The following is a 19,512-nucleotide window of genomic DNA, read 5'->3' as shown; positions in this document are numbered from 1 at the left end:
AGATTATCCATGCGTTGATTCATTGCGATTGGATTGAACCCCAAGTAATTCTTGAATAGATTCAAGCGGATTCTCATTTTTAATGACTTGTGTTAGCCATTCATGTAGTGGAAGTTGACTCCAGTGAATCGTTTTTTTGAGCATATAACTGACGGGGCTATGAGGTTCATGCAGTTCGAAATAATCTGAGATTTCTTGTAAAACCAACAGGGCTTGTTGACGATTCTGACAATGATTTTGTGATGAGAATTTAAAATCAGCCATGCTATTGAACATCGGCAAGTTTGGGGGAGGTGTTGTTGGAGGTGATCGAACTATTACGGTTGGGATGGCATTTGATGTGGGGGAATGATCGATTTTCAGAACTTTTTGAATGTTTTTTTGTATGCTCTGTAACTGGGTATCGACATGCGAAAAGCGTGGCGCATCGTGTGTCATCAGTTGATTGAGGACTTGTTTTAACTGTTCCCAGTGTTTGAGAATTTCTGTAACCTCTTGATCAAGTTTACGTAACTCACTTTCTGAGTTTGTGGCAATCGCCAATTCAAACTGTTCAATTTCAATCCGCGTTGCTGCATTTATAGTCTCTGAATGTTTAAGCCGATTATTGTGCTGATATAAAATATTTTCGTAATCAAGCACGTTGTAACAGGGTTGTTGCTGATTAAGTGGAACCAGTTTGATTAAGGTCGGGAGTTGATTGAGTAGGCCTTGGAGCAAGCCCAAGCGTTGGTCGAGGTCTTGCTCTTCAATCCGTGGATGGATCTCAGTCCAATATTGTTGTAGTAGCTGATGTGAAAGTTCAATTGCAGCAGCAATTCCTGCAAAACCATAGAGATGTGACCATGCTTCGGTTAGCCAAGTCAGTAGACGAATATCTTTGGTTTGTTGGCTGAGTAATTCTGTGGACTTTAATGCGACAAAGGACCAGTCCGCTTGCTTTGGTTCTGTAATCCAATCACCTTGATCTAACAACACATCATCATGAGTTCTGGCTATTTTTATGTCATGAAAGGCTTGGGAAAATGCGAGATCTACTCCACAAGGTTGATCTGTAGAAATTGCATGTTGTAAAGGGTACAGGTCTAAATCCATCATCACTTACTCTTTTATTGTTATTTGGCATATCGCGTTATTGCTTATGTCATTATTTTATTTTTTCAACGTATTGTATTCTCTGCTGATCTTAGTGAGACTCCGTCGTGTGTTGATCCTTTGAGGCTGTTTTAGTGTGGGCTTTAAAGCTATTTTTAGCAGCGGTGCTTGGCTTAATTTTTGGAGGTGTTACGCTATTGGCTAGGCGCTTTTTCTTCGGGTCGAGTTGATAGGATATTTGTGCATCATCGACCACGATTCGAATTGTTTTAGGAAGTCTCTGTTCACTTAAAGCGACTAAAATGGTTGTGGCGAGCTCGGGTAGTACAGAGCCATTTAGAATATGTTCAACATTGCGTGCACCGCTGTCGACTTCACGACAACGGTCTAATAAAAGCGTTATTAAATCAGTGGAATATTCAACTTGAATGGCATATTGCTGCTCAATACGTGCGCTGATTTTGTGAAGCTTGTGTTGAATGATGCGTTGCAGCAAATCATCATGTAATGGGTAATAAGGCACAATCCGCATACGTGCTAGAAAGGCCGCTTTAAAATTCTGATATAAGATTGGCTTAAGTTTTGACAGTAGTATTTCAACATCTGGCCATTCAGCGACAGGGTGATTTAAGCAAGCTTGCATAATAGTGCTGGAACCGACATTGGAGGTTAGCAAAATAGTGGTATTTTTAAAGTTAATAACTTGACCTTCACCGTCTTCAAGTCGTCCTTTATCAAAGACTTGATAAAATAACTCCTGTACATCAGGGTGCGCTTTTTCAATTTCATCGAGCAGAATCACACTATAGGGATTGCGTTTAACGGCTTCGGTCAAGATGCCGCCTTGGCCATAACCGACATAGCCGGGTGGTGCTCCTTTGAGTGCAGAGACACTATGTGCTTCTTGATATTCAGACATGTTAATACTGATCAGATGTGAGGCACCACCATAAAGTTCATCTGCGAGTGCCAGTGCTGTTTCAGTTTTACCGACACCACTTGGACCGACTAAGAAAAAAACACCTTGTGGTTTATTGGGGTCTTCAAGTTGGGCTTTTGATGTTTTAATGCCATGTAGTAATTGTTCGAGTGCATGGTCTTGACCGAGAATGCGTTCAGCCAATTTTTCTTTTAAATTTAAGATCTGTTGAATCTCATCTTGCAACATTTTACCGATCGGAATACCCGTCCAATCTGCAATAATTTCATTCACAATTTGTGAATTTACGCGTGGAAAGACCAAAGTTTCTTGGGCTTGAACTTGGCTGAGTTGCATCTTGAGCTGAGTCAGTGTTGCAGCTGTATTTGTGTTGTTTTCAAGCTCTAATGCATTGATCTGATTGACTAAAGTAAGCTCGGATTGCCACTTTTTCTCTGTGGTCGCGATCTCTTGTTGCTGTTGTCTGAGGAATTGATTCAGTTGTTCGATACGGGGTTGATGAATGTTTGTATGTCGCTGTTCCTGTTGAATAATATTAAGTTCAAGCTGTAGATTATGCTGCTGCGCACGAAGTTGCTCTAGCTTTACCGGCTGAGCCGTTTGTGTCAGTGCTACCCGCGCTGCGGCAGTATCTAAAACGCTTACGGCTTTGTCGGGAAGTTGACGACCACTGATATAACGATGGGATGCGTAGACCGCTGTGCGAATTGCTTCATCATCAATTTGTAAATTAAAATGTTTAGTCATGACTGGAATCATGGCGCGTAGCATATCGACAGCAGCTTCAGGACTTGGTTCAGCAATTTTGATCACTTGGAAGCGACGGCTTAAGGCGGCATCTTTTTCAAAGTATTGCTTATATTCAGCCCAAGTTGTTGCTGCAATGGTACGTAGTTCACCACGCGCCAATGCAGGCTTTAGTAAGTTTGCAGCATCATTTTGACCAGCTTGTCCACCAGCACCAATCATCGTATGTGCTTCATCTATAAATAAAATAATAGGATGGCTGGCACTTTGAACTTCGCTGATGACTTGTTTTAAACGGTTTTCGAACTCACCTTTTATGCTGGCTCCTGCTTGCAAAAGACCAATATCAAGTACATGGAGTTGTACATTTTTGAGTGCATCAGGCACTTGATGCTGAACAATTTTAAGTGCTAAACCCTCAACGACAGCAGTTTTACCGACCCCCGGTTCGCCAGTCAGAATTGGATTGTTTTGCCGGCGTCGCATTAAGATATCGATGATGAGGCGAATTTCAAATTCACGCCCTATAACAGGATCAATCTCTGCATTTTTAGCCTTTTCAGTGAGATTGACGGTATATTGATTTAATGCCAGAGTTTTAATTTCAGTATGATGTAACTGGTTTTTAATTGTGGTGCATTGTGCGGTTGGATGCGTTGGATGCGTTGGATCTAGTCGATGACTGGGCTGGGCTGCGGTCTGGCTGATGTGTTCAATACTCTCTTGGCAGTCATCTATAAATTTATGTTTGAGTGTATCGATTGGAATTAGATCAAATAGGTTCGAAGCACGAATCGCCAATTGATATAAATCGGGTGCGGTTAATAATGCCACCAGCAAATGCCCACTTCGAATGGTCGGGTTTTGTTCTGCACTGGCCAATAACCATGCTTGTTCGAACAGCTGCACCATTGACTTGGCAAAAATCGGGGTGCGCATATTACCTTTTGCTAAAAGCGAAATAGCCTGTCGTAGATCTGTAGATAATGCTCGCCTAGATGTTTTATATTTTCTTAATAATATACTTATGTCGTTATTTTCTTGATGGTTAAGCAGTTCATAAAATAAGTGCTCAATTTCAATTTCATAATTTTTTTCGCTAATACAATAGTTTGCTGATTGTTCTAAGGCACGACGTGTTGGCGCGGAGAGCTTTGTAATTAAAACTTTTAAATTAGACATTGGAATGCTCGATTTATTTTAAATTTATTAAAGATTAACTATAAAAAACAATTGATTATAATTTTATTTGCGTTAGGTTTTGTGCCATTTCCTTTTTTGGTCGAGTCCTTTATCTCACATACGCTATCAGAAAATATTTCCAATAGGTTTTACATTTTTTTAAAAAAATGTAAAACCGCTGTTGGTTGACATACAATTTATTGGCGCGTATAACTTGATCGCAGTTGAGTTGTATTGTTAAAAAAATATAAATAATAACGATAAATTTCTGAGTGGTTTGAATTAAATTTTGAACATTTAATCAAGAATTTAAAAATAAAAAGAGGTGCGTTTTGAAAACAATAATCGTACTTACTGTGTTGGTCTCTGTATCCGGTTTATGCCCATTGGCATTCGCGGAAGATCCCACACTAAAAAGGAGTTGCCTGAAATATAACCCGTTGGCAGTTGGGGTTATGGATTCGCAACTCATCAATATTTACACCCAACTCTGTGATAAAAAAAATAAGGACAATAAAAATGCCTATTTGGTGCAAGCTGCGCAACGCTTTCAGCAATTGGGTTTAAATGATCGAGCGATTCAAATTGTAAATGGGTTAGAGCAACAAAATATACGTAGCCCAACTTTAACCGATACTAAGTTTTTAATTGGCGTTAAATTTGCCAATGATGCCTTGCAACAAATGCGAGAAAAGGAATCACGTTCTTTATCTTCAGATTTGACCTACCCAGCGGCAAAATTCCTCATCGGCGATATTCAAAAGTCGCTGCCCATTGCTGCCATGAAATCTCAAGCAGCGGTTTCAGAAAAACAAGTGAGAACGAAAGTAATATACACAGCCAAACCCAGAGTAAAACAAGCAATACGACAAAAGAGCATTGTAAGCAAAGCAGCTACAGCCGTTCCAAGCAAAGCAGCAGCGCATCCTACAGCAGCAAATCCTTTTGGTTCTCTGGCAAAAACACCATAACACTGACTAAAAAGAGAAAAAGCGTCATGGCAAAAAAAGAAAGTATTCAAAAAAAATTACAACGGATTCGCCCGCCACGGGTACAACTAACCTATGACGTCGAAGTTGGTGATGGCAAAGAAGTCAAAGAACTCCCTTTTGTCGTTGGAGTAATTGCTGACTTTTCTGCTGCATCTGAATTGGAAAAATCTAAATTAAAAGACAAGAAATTTATTCAGGTAGATTTGGAAAATATAGATGATGTCATGGCTTCATTGGCACCTCGTGCTGCATTTCGCACAGAAAATACCTTAACCAAGGAGGGCGGTAGTATTGGGATTGAATTAACCTTTAAATCGATGGATGACTTCCGGCCTGAGCAGGTGGTTCAGCAAGTTGATCCTTTGCGTAAATTAGTTGAAGCACGTGAACGTTTAACTGATTTGCGTAATAAAATTTCCAACAGTGAAAAGTTAGAAGACCTCCTTGATGAGGTGCTCAAAAGTACAGATCAAGTACGTAAATTGACGCTTGAAGCAGGAGATGAACATGCCTGAGGTTCAACACGCGGCAACACGATCACAGCAATCAGAAGTGACGGGTCTACTTGATTCAATTGTTGAGAAAAGCCGAATTGCACGTACAGCACAGGAGCATGATCGTGCTAAAAGCCTGATTGGCGAATTGGCTAAAGAGGTGATGGCGGGCACCATTGTTGTATCCGATAACATGACCTTATCACTCGACAAGCGCATTGCGGAAATAGATGCCCTGATTTCTGAGCAGCTGAGTAAAATCATGCATAGCCCCGAATTTCAAAAAATCGAATCAACTTGGCGTGGGCTTTACTATTTTTGCCAAGAAACCCCATCAAATCCACTGATTAAAATTACACTGCTGAATACCACCAAAAAAGAATTGATTAAAGATTTTCAAGGCGCGACTGATTTTGATCAAAGCACGTTGTTTAAAAAAATCTATGAAGAAGAATATGGTTCCTTTGGCGGCGCACCTTATGCGGCTTTGATTGGTGATTTTGAATTTGATCGTACGCCTTCAGATCTGTATTTACTTGAACAAATCTCTCACATTGCTGCGGCTGCACATGCGCCATTTATTTCCGCTGCAAGTGCAGATATGTTGGGCTTAGCTTCCTTTACGGATATTGATCGTCCACGCGATGTTTCTAAAGTGTTTGAAACTGCCGAATATGTACAATGGCGCTCGTTTCGTGACAGTGAAGATGCGCGCTATGTCGCATTGACCATGCCACGGGTATTGGGACGTTTACCCTATCATCCTAAAGAAGGGACGATGACCGAAGGCTTTAATTTTGTTGAAGCAGTCTCTGGCCAAGACCATAACCAATATTTGTGGATGAATGCGGCCTATGCATTTGGCACCCGTTTAACCAATGCCTTTGATATGTATGGATGGTGTGCGGCCATACGTGGGGTAGAGGGAGGTGGTTTGGTCGAAGGCTTGCCAGTACATACTTTTAAAACCAGTGATGGTGAAATCACCTTTAAATGTCCAACTGAAATTGCGATTACAGATCGTCGTGAAAAAGAATTGAGCGATCTTGGGTTTGTGCCCTTAGTTCATTGTAAAAACACAGATTATGCCGCATTTTTTGCAGCACAATCGACACAGAAACCCAAGAAATATAGTCGTGATAGTGCCAATGCCAATGCGGCCTTGTCGAGCCAGATTCAATACATTATGGCCGTTTCTCGGATTGCACATTATTTGAAAGCAATGATGCGCGATAAGGTTGGCAGCTTTGCTTCTGCTGGTAATGTCGAAGCATTTTTAAATGAATGGCTTTCTCAATATGTATTACTTGATGATGGTGCTTCACAGGAAGCGAAAGCACAATATCCGCTACGTGAAGCATCGGTAAAAGTTGTAGAAAACCCTGCAGCGCCAGGGCACTACAAGTCGGTGGTCTTTTTAAGACCGCATTTTCAACTCGATGAGTTATCGGTTTCATTGCGGCTCGTGACTGAATTACCTCAGTCTTTGAATTAACCGAGCAGCTCAAGCATAAAATTTAATAAATAGGAAAAGTACAATGAAAGATATATATGTTCAGTTTATTGGTAAATATAAGGTCGATGGTGAATCGCGTGATACTGAACACAAGGATTGGTTAGAGGTCAATTCGTGGTCACATAAAATTCGTCAGCCGAAGTCAGCGACGTCTTCCAGTGTTGGTGGGCATACTGCTGAACGGGTTGAACATTCCGATATGATTTTCGCCAAAGACTTAGATGCGACCAGCCCTAAACTTTGGGAGGCATGTTCTGCTGGTTATACCTTTGATGAAGTGTTAATTGATTTTTATCGTGCCAATGGTGATAAGCGGATTAAATACTTACAAGTGAAGCTTAAACATGTATTGGTTTCAAGTGTCACGCCAACCGTCGATGAAGAGGGCATTCCCAAAGAATCATTTGGTTTAAAATATGCGGCAGTTGAATGGACCTATAATCAACAAGATATTAATGGGACAGCCAAAGGAGCAGTCACTAAAAAATGGTCACTTTCAAATAACACCGCATCTTATGCGGCTTAATTTTCATTATTGTTGATTTAGGTTGATCAGAATAGCGTGGAATAAAGGTATACGCTGTTCTGGTTAAAGCCAATCCAATAGATTTTATGCATTATGTTGGATTGCCTACAATATTAAAAATAGAAGTAGAAAGCGAATATTGGAAAGTACAGACCACAATACCTGAAAACCAAGACTAGAAAAACAAGACAAGAAAGTCATTATTTAAAACAAAGATCAGCAGCGCCATATTACTGAGTTCATGCTGAATCATCAAAATACAAGCCATACCTAATCGTTTATTGGTCCATGTTAAACATTGTCGGTTAGGCATCGCGGATTAAATATTACAGGTTAATCATTATGAATCTAGATCATCTTTATCCCTATGGGTTTAGATCGACATTATTCGATCGTTTAATTTTAGAGCATAGCGATCAGCATGGGCTTTCGATTCAAGCATTACGTGAATCTGTCGCCTGCGATCTAGAAGACTTACTCAATAGCCGCATGGCTAAACTTGATCATGTGATGGATGACTTTCCTTGGGCTAAAAAATCAATTCTGCAATTTGGCATTATTGATTTTGTGGGCTTATCAACCGCAAATCCTTTAGATCGGCATAAAATTTGTCAGTCGATTGAACAATCGATTGCCGCGCATGAACCACGATTAAGACAGATCAAAGTCGAGATGTTATTTGAGGGGGATAATAGGGGGGCGCTGTGTTTGAGTATTCAAGCCTATTTAAATATCCATCCACTGTATGAGCCGATTGTCTTCGATGCATTGTTGAAACCAACGACTCAACAATATGTGATTTCTGCAAGTGCTTAGACAAGGAGCTTTACTGTGATTGAAGAACTGCTACCTTATTATGAAAAACAATTACAAGAGTTTGGCCAACAATCACGGGAGTTTGCACAGAAATATCCAAAAATTGCACAGCGCTTATCATTAAATCAAGAACAGATTGATGATCCACATATTGAGCGTTTGATCCAAGCATTTTCCTTGATTGCAGCACGTATCGATAAAAAGCTGGTGGACAGTTATGATATTTTTACTACTGCATTATTTGAGGTGATGTTTCCGCAGTATTTAAAACATTTTCCATCCTGTAGTGTGGTCAGTTTTGACGATATCAATAAACAAAAACAGCTTAAACATCCCCACTGTATTGCAAGGCAGAGCAGTTTAAAGTCACAGAGTTTCAAAGGGGTGCAGTGTGAGTTTAAGACCAGTCATGAGGTCCGCTTACTTCCCATCCAATTGCAAACGCTCAACTTTAAAACCAATCCCAGTCAACATTTACACTTAAATCAAAATGCGACCTTAAGCTTTGGTTTTGAAGTTTTTAATCAAGCACATTCGATTTTAGCGCAAGAGAAACTGCCTATTTATTTAGATGCAATTTCTAATTTTCCATTGCACGTTTTAGACAGCATTTTTAGAAAAGAAAGCAGTTTTAGTTTACAGATTGGACAACAAAATTTTGCGATTGAAAATCCTTTTGAAGTATTGGGTTTTGATGAACAGGAAAGCCTCTTGCCAATTGATCAGCATACCCATCATGCTTATCGATTGTTGCTTGAATATTTTTGTTTTCCAGATCGCTTTAGTTATTTAAATCTGGATCTCAGTTTTCTCAATATGTTTAAAGTTGAGCAACAACAGTTCGAATTACAGATTCATTTAAAGCTAAATTTAAATGATCAAGCCGTGATTCGAAATTACACAGCATTAAATGTTGCAAATTTTAAATTATTTACTACTCCGATCGTCAATTTATTTGAGAAAAATGCAGAGCCACAAAAAATTAATCATAAACAGCTCGAATATCCCCTGATTACCGATGCACATCATCCTGGGTTTTATCAGCTTTATTCGATTTTAGAGATGCAAATGATCCGTGAGAAAAACCAGCAAGATCAGGTGGTTTTTCCCGTACATCCTTTTTTTGCGATGAGTCATTATCATGGTAAAGAGGTGCAATTCTTTTATGCATTAAATGCTGCGCAATATCGTGGCAAAAACATTGCCACAGGTTATTCAATTATTTCAAAAGACTTGCAGCCGCATACGATTGCATCTGATTTTATCAGCACTAAAATATTGTGTTCAAATCGTGAATTGCCTTATGAGGCATTAAAACAGTCGAATCACATTTTAAATTTAACGGATCGCAGTATTGCCAGAAGTGCCTTAATTCTTAAGCGACCGACGGCTAGTTTTTATTTTGAACAAAATAAGCAGGAACAATGGCGGATTATTTCACATCTTTCATTAAATAGTTTGGCGCTGATGAAAGGTGATGCGATGAGTCATGTCAAAGAACTATTAGAACTGTATAACCTGCCAAAGTCTAAACACAATCATTTAATGATTGCTTCGATTAAACAGATTGAATTTGACTTAACTCATAAGTTAATAGAAGCACAACCTTTTCCCATGTTTGTGCGTGGCGTACGCGTGAAACTGGCAATTGATCGCCAAGTTTTTCGTGGTCATAGCCTGTATATTTTTTGCCAATTACTCAGCCATATTTTCAATCTCAAAGTACAAGTGAATAGTTTTGTCGATGTCATTATTCGGGATTCAGATAGCCAACAGGAGTTATACCAATGCGTTCAGAACGTTGGTGGCAAGCAGCTTCTGTAATTGAGCAGCTGTTTAAATTGCCGACTGCATTTGAGTTTATCCAAGCAACACGTTTGTTAAGGCATGTTCCTTATGTACAGCAGTTAAAATACTGGGCTGATGATTTTCATTTTCAAAGCTCAATCGATTTAGATTTTCCTCAAGCTGAAATTGAAAGCTTAACGCTCAGCAATAATCGAATTGAACTCAGCAATTTGATGCTTGGACTAACGGGTATTCAAGGGGTATTGCCTTATACTTATACCCAAAAAGTCAAACAGGCACCTAGACGTCAACGCTTAGGTGTACAACATTTTTTAGATTTATTTAATCACCAGCTGAGCGCGCAATATATCGATGCCAGCTTATTTTATAATTTACCAATTCGCTATGAGCTTGAACAAGAAAATCATTATCTGGATATTTTACTGGCACTCAATGGTTATATTCGCCATCAACAGCAACAACAACCATTAGATGATTATTTTGCAGAATTCTCCGGTCTAATGCAGGGGCAAAATAACAGTGCTTACGCTTTAAAAACATTATTGAGCTGTGTCTTTAAACAACAGGTTCAGATCAACCAATATATTCCTGAAAAATTTCAGCTTGCAGAAACGCAACAAACCACACTTGGTGGGTCTGGCACAAATTTATTGGGGAAGAATACATTTTGTGGTGAACGTATTCAACAAGTGGACGGCAAAATTGAAATAGCAATTGGACCATTAAGTTATGCACAATATTTAGAATATTTGCCGCAGCAAAAACAAAGTCAGAAATTAAAAACGATCATTACAACTTGGTGTAGCCCCAGTCTGCTGGTTGATCTACGTTTAGTCTTGGCTAAGGATGAAATTCAAGCGATTCAACTGAGCTCAACAATGAGCATCGGTCTTGCGCAGGGGGCTTTTTTATTACCACAGGCACAGTCGGATAATAACGAAACCTGTTATGCGCTGATCGGGGAGGTCGCATGATTAAAGTAATTTTAATGGTGATCATGGCGGTTTTCTTTAGCGTTGCATTACTGGTGACTTGGTATTGGCGTGATGCGGCTTATGCACCAGATTCTTTGGACCTAATTCGTTATTTCATATTGCTTCCACTTGGCTTGAGTTTCGTCTTGTTGTCACCGTATTTGTTGATGAAGTGGTATAAGCAGCGCAAGGATAATAAAGCCAAAGAGCATGTGACTGAGTCAACCGCGACTTTGCCGAGTGAGGCCACTGAATATAAAACTGAATGGTTACATTTGCAGGTTTTTTCTGCGGACGCCCAAAGTGTCTTAGGCAAAAATGAAAATTTATTAGATGCACTGATTTTACTTCGTGGGCCAATGCTTGATTCAACTTTGGTCGATGGCGTGGGTAATCCTATTTTGTCTTATCGAATGACAGATTTAGATACAGGGAGTGACATAGATTCATCAGAGCATGCGGCATTACAACAACGGATTTATTTACTTTTGCAGCAGCAACTTGAGCAGCATGTTGAGACACTATACTGCGTGGCTCAACAGTTAAAAAAATCAGCCTGTTTTTATGAAACAGCATCGGCGTATCAATATCGTGTGCATCCCGCTTGGGTGGACCCGCAAGCAGTGGATGATTTAGCAGAGGAACAGCAGGTCGTAGTTGCGCCGTTAGCACGTCTAGATGTCTTAAATATTCACCTATTATTGTCTGAGCATTTATTACATCGTTGGGATGAGGCGGAGAGTACAGACCAAATTCAAGTATATTTGCAAACGCTCGGAATCTTCGCGGAGCAAATACAATTTCATTATCATTATTTATCTAAACAGCACAGTTATCCGGATTGGATGGAGCAACTCAAACAGATTGAGCAACAGCACCAGCAGATCAGTTTGGTTATATTGGCCGATTCTGAAATTGATCAAGCATGTATTGACGAGAAAATAGCAATTATACCCAATTATATTCCTGCCGAATTTGCCAGTAGTTGTTGTATTTCAAGTTTAGAAGTTAAAGTTGAAAATCTTGAACCGATTAAATCCGTACAAATTGTATTACATGAAGATCGACTGGTTTCAAGCCTTGAAAGATTAAAAATCACCGAATTAGAACAGTATGCATCGGATCAAGCTTTTGTTTTAATATTGGATCATCCTGCTAATATAAAAACAGTGAAAACATTAGCACAGCACTTTGCACAAACCCCGATTGAACCACAGCATTATATTTATTCGGCACCGAGTTTGGGGCATACCGATAACCTATCGAACCCATTTGGTTTTATGTTGGCACTACAGATAAAAGAGCCTAACTACAGCATGGTGTATACGGTTGAGCAGCCCAAGACACAGGTGTTTATTACACCTATGAATATAAATAGAGCACAGTGACTCCTCTAAGAGCTGAACGAGAAGTTGTAAATTAAAGCAATAAACTAAAGATCAAAACAATAAATTAAAGATCGAAACCACCAATAAAAAGAGAAGCGCATGTATACGATTTTAGGCTACCTTTGGCAATATGTGAGTAACCCCAAAGCCATTATTGCACTTTCAGTTTTAGTGGCATTACTGTCGAGTTATAACGTCATTGCTCGTCCAGTTTTTTGGGGATTATGTGCGACTTATTTATTGGCGTTACTGGGTTATGGACTTTATTGGCTCATTAAACGTAAAAGAAATGTTGCACAAGGTGAGGCGCTGGTTGCTGCGATTGAACAAGAAACCAAAAGTGAATATGCGCAGTCCAAAGACAAGCAAGAATTACAGGGAATTCAGCAACAGATTAAACAGTCGATTCAACTGATTCGAAAATCTAAACTAGGTGATAAAAAAGGCAATGCCGCACTATATGAGTTGCCTTGGTATATGGTGATTGGTAATCCTGCTGCGGGCAAAAGCTCTGCTATTTATAAATCGGGGTTGAAATTTCCATTTGAAGAAAACCATCAACAGGTGATTTCCGCAGGCATGAGTGGCACGCGCAACTGTGATTGGTTTTTCTCAACGGAAGGGATCTTACTGGATACAGCAGGGCGTTATTCGGTTTATGCAGATGATCATTCAGAATGGTTGGGCTTTCTGAGTTTACTTAAAAAAAGTCGCAGCAAAGCACCGATTAATGGACTAATTATTGTGGTAAGCACTGCGGAGTTAATCAGCCAAAGCCCTGAAAAAACCATGCAACTGGCCAAGAATCTACGTTCTAGGATTCAGGACATTATTGAGCGACTCGAAATTTTTGCACCCGTCTATGTGGTGTTTTCTAAAATGGATCTGGTTGCAGGCTTTACTGATTTTTTTCAATGTTATGAAAGTGATGAGTTTGATCAGGTTTGGGGGGCTACTTTGGCTTATGATGCACAATCTAGCCAAAATGCCAGTGAGTATTTTGAGCATCATTATAATATTTTGTTTGAAGGGCTAAAAAGCCTCAGCACCAGCCATTTAAGTCGTCGTCACGAAAATAATATCTCTCCCAGTGTGATGACTTTTCCACTAGAGTTTAAGACCCTAAAACCAATTTTAAAAACGTTTATCAGCACTTTGTTTGAAGACAATCCATATCAATTTAAACCTGTTTTTCGCGGTTTTTATTTTAGTAGTGCATTACAACAAGGTCAGGTTGAAAGTCCAATGACCGCCCATATTGCGCAGGAATTTGGATTAGCACAATCGGCTGCAATCAGCGCAAGTGAACAGCCGCAGATCGAACAGCAGCATGGTTATTTTTTAAAGGGGCTATTTTCTCAGGTGATTTTAAAAGATCAAAATTTAGTAAAACAACATATTAATCCAAAGAAGAAACGTCAGCGCTATTTTAGTTTTATCACTGCATTATTTATGGTGGGATGTTTTTTAGCATTATCCCTCTGGTCCTATCGTAATAATCAGCAGTTGATACTTGAGGTCCAAGCTGATTTAAATAACGTGGTACAGATGCAAAAAACCTCAGGGCAAAGCCTCTCCATTCAACTTGATGCTTTATTGGTATTACAAAAACGTATGCAGCAATTGGATGCATTTTCAGCGGATCGGCCATTTCGGTTTTCATTTGGTTTATATCAAGGGGATCAATTACGTGAAAAACTCAAACTTGAATATCTCAGTGGGATTAAACAACTGATTTTAATGCCTGCGCAACAGAATATCGCGCAGTATTTACAAGGCGTGAATAGTCATGCAGCACAGTTAAAGGCCAATCAAAGTCAGGTAAATGTTGAGCAAGTAACGGCTCAGCCTGATACACCGTTTTTAACGCCTTCCGATCTTAGCCCACAAGATGCTTATAACGCGTTAAAGGCTTATCTAATGATGAGCAATGCACAATATCGAGAGGGTGGGCATTTGGCGGATCAAGTCACACGTTTTTGGCGCAGCTGGTTAGAAGCCAATCGTGGTCAGCATAATTTGACTGAAATGAATCAAAAGGCCGAGCAGGTTTTAAGTTATAGCATGAGCTTGGCCACTGATCCTGAATTTCCAATTTTGACTGCTGATGCACAATTGGTCGATCAGTCACGTCAAGTTTTATTGTCGGTGGTGCGTGGTTTGCCAGCGCGTGATCGCGTTTATAACGAAATTAAAATGCGCGCTGCGGTGCGCTTTCCTGAACTGACCGTCAATCAAATGGTCGGAGAAAATAATCAAGGTACGATTTTGGGCGGCTATGCGATTCCGGGAGTATTCACGCAAAAAGCTTGGGATGAATATGTCAGCACAGCGATTGAGGATGCGGCTAATCGACCCATGGACAGCAAAGATTGGGTGTTGAACAGCAGCCAAAGTGATGATCTCAGTTTTAGCGGTAGTCCCGATCAAATTCGCAAACAGCTTACGCAGTTATATAAACAAGAATATATTGCGCAGTGGCGGAAGTTTTTGAATGCGGTGCACTATGCCAAAGCCGCAGATTTTAACCAAGAAATTAAAGTGATTGATCTGTTGGGAGAGCCGAAAAAATCACCGCTTCGGACGCTGCTGGCGCGTGTGGCACAGGAAACCAGTTGGGATAATCCAGTGGTTCAAGCAGCGTTGGCCGCACCACAAACTGGATTCGTGGCTTGGTTTAAGCGCAAGGTTTTGGGGCAAGGTGATGAACAAGCTATTGAGCGTGCGAAGAATCAAGCGCAAGGGCCGATTGCGCAAGCTTTCGATGTATTTTATCAGCTGTTACGGCAACGTGATGATCAACAAAATCAATCCTTGTTAGATGAATATTTAAATAGCCTATCGCAAGTGCGGAGTAAATTTAATAGCTTAAAAAGTTCAGGAGATATGGGGCCAAGTGCAGTTGGATTGGTCAAGTCCACTATTCATGATCAAAACTCAGTATTCAATGCAACCCAGAAAATAGTCGATGACAAGCTGATGTTGGGTGTAAATGAAGTCGATCAACGTATGTTAGACAAGCTGTTACTACGACCATTAACACAGGCATTTGAGGTGTTGTTGGTTCCAGCCCAAGAGGAGCTCAATAAACTTTGGGTGATGCAGGCCTATCAACCTTTTAATCAAAATCTGAGTCAGAAATATCCCTTCAATAGCTCAGCCACAATTCAGGCAAGTTCTGGTGAAATTGCACAGGTCTTTGGCGAGTCTGGCAGCATTGCGCGTTTTGTCAAAGATAACCTCAATCCATTGCTAATTCGCCGTGGCTATAGTCTGGCAACAAAAACTTGGAAAGACATGGGGATATCACTCAATCCCCAGTTTCTCATGGATTTTAAAACGTATGTTGCACCAGCCAACGGTATTGCCACGGGTGCTGAGCCGACGACAGCAACAGTGACCAATCAATCTAACTTTCAGTTTTTCCCTTTGGCTAATCCTGCATTATTGTCCTATAGCATTGAGATTGATGGGCAACGCTTAGTGTATGAAAATGGGGTGCAACAATGGGTGAGCTTTATTTGGCCCAATCCAGGGGCAATTCCTGGAACACGAATTAGTGCAGTCGATTTGGCTGGCAATAGCCATATTATTTTTGAAGCCCCTGGTGAATATGGCATTAATCGTTTAATCGATTCAGCACAGCGCCAACCACAGAATGGTCACTTTGAATTGAAATGGGTCAGTCCACAAGATCCTAAGCTTTTTGTAAAAGCGACCTTTAGATTAATCAGTGGTTCCGAAGGGGGCAATCGTGGCTATACCGGATTGAAGCTGGTGCAAAGTGTGACCAGCAAAACAGCGAGCAATGTGGTTGCAGCTCAACCAACCAATAGCACTGGCAAGCACGCGGTTACCGCAGCGCCAGCAGCCACGTTGCCCAGCACGGCTCATGTCGTTAACAGGCGTTAAGGATTATTAAAAGAGAAAAATGGATTTTAAAGCGCAATTCATGCCTTAGAGAAGCGTTAAAAATATTAGAACATGTACCAAGTATCACGACTGCGGAGAACAGTTATGCAACAGCTGAGATCAACGCCACTGTATTACGGGAAAAGTCCCGCGTGGGGGGATTTTTTAAAAACCAAAGGGCAGGCGAGTGTCATTCAAGGCATTGATCAATGGATTAATGCTGCACTGGAGCTTGCTATGCAACACCCCAATTTTGATGAGAAATATAATGCTTTGCCGGCTTTAGATATTTTTATTGGCAACCCCCAAGAAACGCTATTTTTGGTTGCAAATTTAATTGCCAGTATTGATCGGTCGGGGCGAAAATTCCCCATGCTGCTGTGTCACTTACTTGAAGTGCATCTGCCACTGGATCATTTGCGCACGGCCCCCTTTATTTATAAGCAAACATTGATTGATCTGTATAAAAAAAATCGCGCGATCCGCGGCACCCAAAATGCCGAGCAATTGCAACGGGAACTGGCGAAATTATTGCCCGATATTCAAGTGTATAGCACCACAGATCACAGCGCATTTTTTGAACAGCAAACGATGCATTCTTTTGCGCAACTGATGAAAATCAATGTTGAACAATTGGCTCGTTATATGATGCGTTTGGGGCTGCTGCTGCAACCGCTCCAGATACAGAATCGCTGTAACTTAGATCAAGCAGTGCGAATACCCATTAATAATCAAAGCTATTGTTATGAAATTTCAGCCTTTTGGGTCAGCCTTATGACTAATTTTTTGGCAAAACTGAACATTGAGGTTTTTATCGCAATATTACATGCAGAATTACCAGTGCTGATTTTTGGCGCTCAAGGTGCAGATATTCAAGTGCTTAGCGACATTTTTATCCAAGAGATGCAGTCAGCGCATTGGTTCTCTTTACTGGAGAGCAGCAGCTTCGATCATCGTATTGAGCGCAGCCAGAAGTTGCTTGAACTGGAACAGGCCTTATGCGGCAATAACTTGAGTCTAAATCAAGGGATAGATTTATTCCAACAGCGCTTTAGAGTGAGTGCAATATGAAAAATAAAAAACAATTTAGCATGAGCTATGTGGTGTTATACATGTTGGGGCTAAGTTTGAGTGCATCGGTTATCGCAGCGCCAATTGTGATTGAGGGTGTGGTCCCCAATCAAGCCTCAAAGCAAGTTTTGCTTAATAAAATGCGTGAAATCTATGGGCAAGATCAGGTTGTTGATAAGCTGCAAGTGGCTGCGGTGGCAGCGCCGAATGGTTGGAGTGACTCGGTTGCAGCGCTGATTACGCCTGAGTTAAAGAAAGTTTCCAAGGGGCAGTTGGTGGTTCAGGGGACAACTGTCGCATTGCGCGGATTGATCAATAATCAAAATGAAGTGGCGAGTATGAGCACGGCTTTTCAGGCTTTACTACCGGCACCATATCAGTTGAGTTCGCAACTTAGCGTTAATCAAGCCGAGCAAAAAGTCATAGATGATGCGTTGAAAAATCGGATTATCGAATTTGAATCAGGCAGTGCAATTCTGACGCCTGTCGGCACACAGATTTTAGATGAAATGGTCGTTGCACTGAATAAGGTGCAAGAAAAGAATATTAAAATCATTGGTCACACCGATAATTTAGGTGACCCTAAAAAGAATATTCAACTGAGTCAGGCGCGTGCCGAAGCGGTTAAGCAATATTTAGTGAGTAAAAATATTGCGTCCTCACGGTTAAGTTTAGCTGGGCTGGGTGCAAATCAGCCAGTTGCAGACAATGGCACTGCAGATGGTCGCCGTAAAAATCGAAGAATTGAATTTGAAGTCTTGTGAGCATAAGCATGTGAGCTAAAAAAACCTACATGACGTAGGTTTTTTATGGCTGGCGGTTGTGCCGCATTCGGCACTTTAGCCTAAACCACTTATTCTAAGAAAATAACTGAAACACCAGCTTTGACTTTTTTACCAAGATCATTGGCATCCCAGTTGGTGAGGCGAATACAACCGTGCGAAGCGCCTTTCGAAATCATCGAAGGATTTGGTGTACCGTGAATACCAAATGATTTTTTGCTTAAACCAATCCAGATATTACCAACAGGGCCATTTGGACCAGGAGGTAATGACAATGCTTGACGGTTATTGCCTTGTAGGAAGTTACTTGGTGAATAGCTGTACCATGGATTTGGTGCAACGCCAGTCACTTTATAGCTGCCTGTTGGTGAAGGGGTATCTGTACTGCCAATCGTCGCGGGGAATGAACCAACCATTTGATTTTGGCTGTTAAACAGATAAAGCTGTTTTGCACCTTTGTGCGCCACAATCAAATGAATGTTTTCAGGCAATTCATTGCGAATGTTGGTGACAACAATTCTTTCACCGGCTTTTTTAAAGGTCGCATTTGGATTCAACTTTTGTAAAAAAGCTTCATCCATATGGAATTTTTCACCAAGCATTTCAGAGACACGGGTGTAGTACAGGCCTTTCATTTTTGCTTGTAATGCATAGTCTCGTGGAATTGATGCTGCATATGGACCTTTTAAGTCTGCTTCGGTAATGGTGTATTCAACAAATGCAGGTTTATTGCCTTGTAGGCTAATGAGACGATCCCAGGTTTCCTGATTGAGAACACCGGAAGGATTCAAGCCCTGCATTTTTTGGAAAGAAGAAATGGCTTTGAGGGTATTCATCCCACTGGTGCCATCAATGGCGCCTGGCGAAGCATGAGCGTTGTTCAACATAACATGCGCGCGCGCATAGACAGGGAACTGACCTCGGCCGATATTGTCATACCATTCGGCATTGTTGAGACCATCCAAAGTCCATGAAGCTTTTGCAACTTTGTCTGTTTTCTGAGTATCCGTATTTTTTGGACTGGTTGGCGCTTTGCCAATCTCAGCATTTTGATCTTCTGCTTTGCCTAAACTTTGTAGTGTAGAAGCAGCTTGATTTAGATCTTTTTGTTCTTGCTGACTAATTTGTGTTGCGGCTGAGCTTGATGCCTGATTAGTCGCATCAATCGCTAATGGATCGATAGGATCTTCTACGGCAGCATAGACATTGCTTGCAATAATGCAACTTAAACTCAAAGCTAGAATTGAGCGAACGAACATGAAATTCAA

Annotated in this window: 14 protein-coding genes; 11 read left to right on the top strand and 3 right to left on the bottom strand. The window is 40.7% G+C overall.

Annotated features, from left to right (window positions below; genetic code table 11):
- Positions 1–3 precede the first annotated feature (3 nt).
- Positions 4–1,095, bottom strand: a complete 1,092-nt coding sequence (gene tssA / locus FD716_RS12145) for a type VI secretion system protein TssA (protein WP_139853680.1) — start codon at positions 1,093–1,095, stop codon at positions 4–6.
- A gap of 91 nt (positions 1,096–1,186) precedes the next feature.
- Positions 1,187–3,964 carry a type VI secretion system ATPase TssH gene (gene tssH, locus FD716_RS12140; protein WP_139852578.1) on the bottom strand — a complete coding sequence of 926 codons (2,778 nt, stop codon included), beginning with the start codon at positions 3,962–3,964 and terminating at the stop codon, positions 1,187–1,189.
- A 332-nt stretch (positions 3,965–4,296) separates the two neighbouring features.
- On the opposite strand from tssH, the gene FD716_RS12135 reads away from it, so the two are divergent.
- The 11 genes from FD716_RS12135 (at position 4,297) to FD716_RS12085 (ending at position 18,226) form a co-directional block, all read left to right on the top strand.
- Complete coding sequence (locus tag FD716_RS12135) at positions 4,297–4,935, top strand: hypothetical protein (protein WP_139852577.1); 639 nt, start codon at positions 4,297–4,299, stop codon at positions 4,933–4,935.
- Positions 4,936–4,961: 26 nt separating this feature from the next.
- Entirely contained in the window at positions 4,962–5,471 is a 510-nt protein-coding gene (tssB, locus tag FD716_RS12130; protein WP_139852576.1) for a type VI secretion system contractile sheath small subunit, read from the top strand.
- Positions 5,464–6,945, top strand: a complete 1,482-nt coding sequence (gene tssC, locus FD716_RS12125) for a type VI secretion system contractile sheath large subunit (RefSeq protein WP_139852575.1) — start codon at positions 5,464–5,466, stop codon at positions 6,943–6,945. Before tssB ends, tssC begins: the two co-directional genes overlap by 8 nt.
- Positions 6,946–6,988: 43 nt before the next feature.
- Positions 6,989–7,492: an Hcp family type VI secretion system effector gene (locus tag FD716_RS12120; protein WP_139852574.1), complete on the top strand. Its 504-nt coding sequence runs from the start codon at positions 6,989–6,991 to the stop codon at positions 7,490–7,492.
- Between the two features lie 342 nt (positions 7,493–7,834).
- A complete protein-coding gene (gene tssE / locus FD716_RS12115) occupies positions 7,835–8,308 on the top strand; it encodes a type VI secretion system baseplate subunit TssE (protein WP_139852573.1) in 474 nt (157 codons plus the stop codon).
- Positions 8,309–8,323: 15 nt separating this feature from the next.
- A complete protein-coding gene (gene tssF, locus FD716_RS12110; RefSeq protein WP_139852572.1) occupies positions 8,324–10,132 on the top strand; it encodes a type VI secretion system baseplate subunit TssF in 1,809 nt (602 codons plus the stop codon).
- A complete protein-coding gene (gene tssG, locus FD716_RS12105) occupies positions 10,096–11,091 on the top strand; it encodes a type VI secretion system baseplate subunit TssG (protein WP_139852571.1) in 996 nt (331 codons plus the stop codon). Before tssF ends, tssG begins: the two co-directional genes overlap by 37 nt.
- Positions 11,088–12,479 carry a hypothetical protein gene (locus FD716_RS12100; protein ID WP_139852570.1) on the top strand — a complete coding sequence of 464 codons (1,392 nt, stop codon included), beginning with the start codon at positions 11,088–11,090 and terminating at the stop codon, positions 12,477–12,479. Before tssG ends, FD716_RS12100 begins: the two co-directional genes overlap by 4 nt.
- A 99-nt stretch (positions 12,480–12,578) precedes the next feature.
- Positions 12,579–16,391 (top strand): type VI secretion system membrane subunit TssM, encoded by a 3,813-nt coding sequence (gene tssM / locus FD716_RS12095; protein WP_139852569.1) that lies wholly within the window; start codon positions 12,579–12,581, stop codon positions 16,389–16,391.
- Positions 16,392–16,496: 105 nt separating this feature from the next.
- Complete coding sequence (tagF, locus tag FD716_RS12090; protein WP_139852568.1) at positions 16,497–17,462, top strand: type VI secretion system-associated protein TagF; 966 nt, start codon at positions 16,497–16,499, stop codon at positions 17,460–17,462.
- Entirely contained in the window at positions 17,459–18,226 is a 768-nt protein-coding gene (locus tag FD716_RS12085; protein ID WP_139852567.1) for an OmpA family protein, read from the top strand. The genes tagF and FD716_RS12085 overlap by 4 nt, the downstream gene beginning before the upstream one ends.
- 89 nt (positions 18,227–18,315) lie before the next feature.
- Here FD716_RS12085 and FD716_RS12080 read toward each other — a convergent pair whose 3' ends face one another.
- On the bottom strand, positions 18,316–19,503 hold the full coding sequence (locus tag FD716_RS12080; protein ID WP_139852566.1) for a L,D-transpeptidase family protein: 1,188 nt from the start codon (positions 19,501–19,503) through the stop codon (positions 18,316–18,318).
- Positions 19,504–19,512: the final 9 nt, after the last annotated feature.

Origin of the sequence: Acinetobacter pullicarnis, from assembly GCF_006352475.1 — a bacterium.
Taxonomy (GTDB): Bacteria; Pseudomonadota; Gammaproteobacteria; order Pseudomonadales; family Moraxellaceae; genus Acinetobacter; species Acinetobacter pullicarnis.
The sequence above is the reverse complement of the archived record's forward strand: the minus strand, read 5'-3'. Positions and strand labels throughout refer to the sequence as shown.

Excerpts from the sequence above, each read along its gene's own strand:
- tssB (WP_139852576.1), top strand. The coding sequence starts at position 4,962 with ATGGCAAAAAAAGAAAGTATTCAAAAAAAATTACAACGGATTCGCCCG.
- tssG (WP_139852571.1), top strand. The coding sequence starts at position 10,096 with ATGCGTTCAGAACGTTGGTGGCAAGCAGCTTCTGTAATTGAGCAGCTG.
- tssE (WP_139852573.1), top strand. The coding sequence starts at position 7,835 with ATGAATCTAGATCATCTTTATCCCTATGGGTTTAGATCGACATTATTC.
- FD716_RS12080 (WP_139852566.1), bottom strand. The coding sequence starts at position 19,503 with ATGTTCGTTCGCTCAATTCTAGCTTTGAGTTTAAGTTGCATTATTGCA.
- tssH (WP_139852578.1), bottom strand. The coding sequence starts at position 3,964 with ATGTCTAATTTAAAAGTTTTAATTACAAAGCTCTCCGCGCCAACACGT.
- tagF (WP_139852568.1), top strand. The coding sequence starts at position 16,497 with ATGCAACAGCTGAGATCAACGCCACTGTATTACGGGAAAAGTCCCGCG.
- FD716_RS12100 (WP_139852570.1), top strand. The coding sequence starts at position 11,088 with ATGATTAAAGTAATTTTAATGGTGATCATGGCGGTTTTCTTTAGCGTT.
- tssA (WP_139853680.1), bottom strand. The coding sequence starts at position 1,095 with ATGGATTTAGACCTGTACCCTTTACAACATGCAATTTCTACAGATCAA.
- tssM (WP_139852569.1), top strand. The coding sequence starts at position 12,579 with ATGTATACGATTTTAGGCTACCTTTGGCAATATGTGAGTAACCCCAAA.
- FD716_RS12085 (WP_139852567.1), top strand. The coding sequence starts at position 17,459 with ATGAAAAATAAAAAACAATTTAGCATGAGCTATGTGGTGTTATACATG.
- FD716_RS12120 (WP_139852574.1), top strand. The coding sequence starts at position 6,989 with ATGAAAGATATATATGTTCAGTTTATTGGTAAATATAAGGTCGATGGT.
- tssC (WP_139852575.1), top strand. The coding sequence starts at position 5,464 with ATGCCTGAGGTTCAACACGCGGCAACACGATCACAGCAATCAGAAGTG.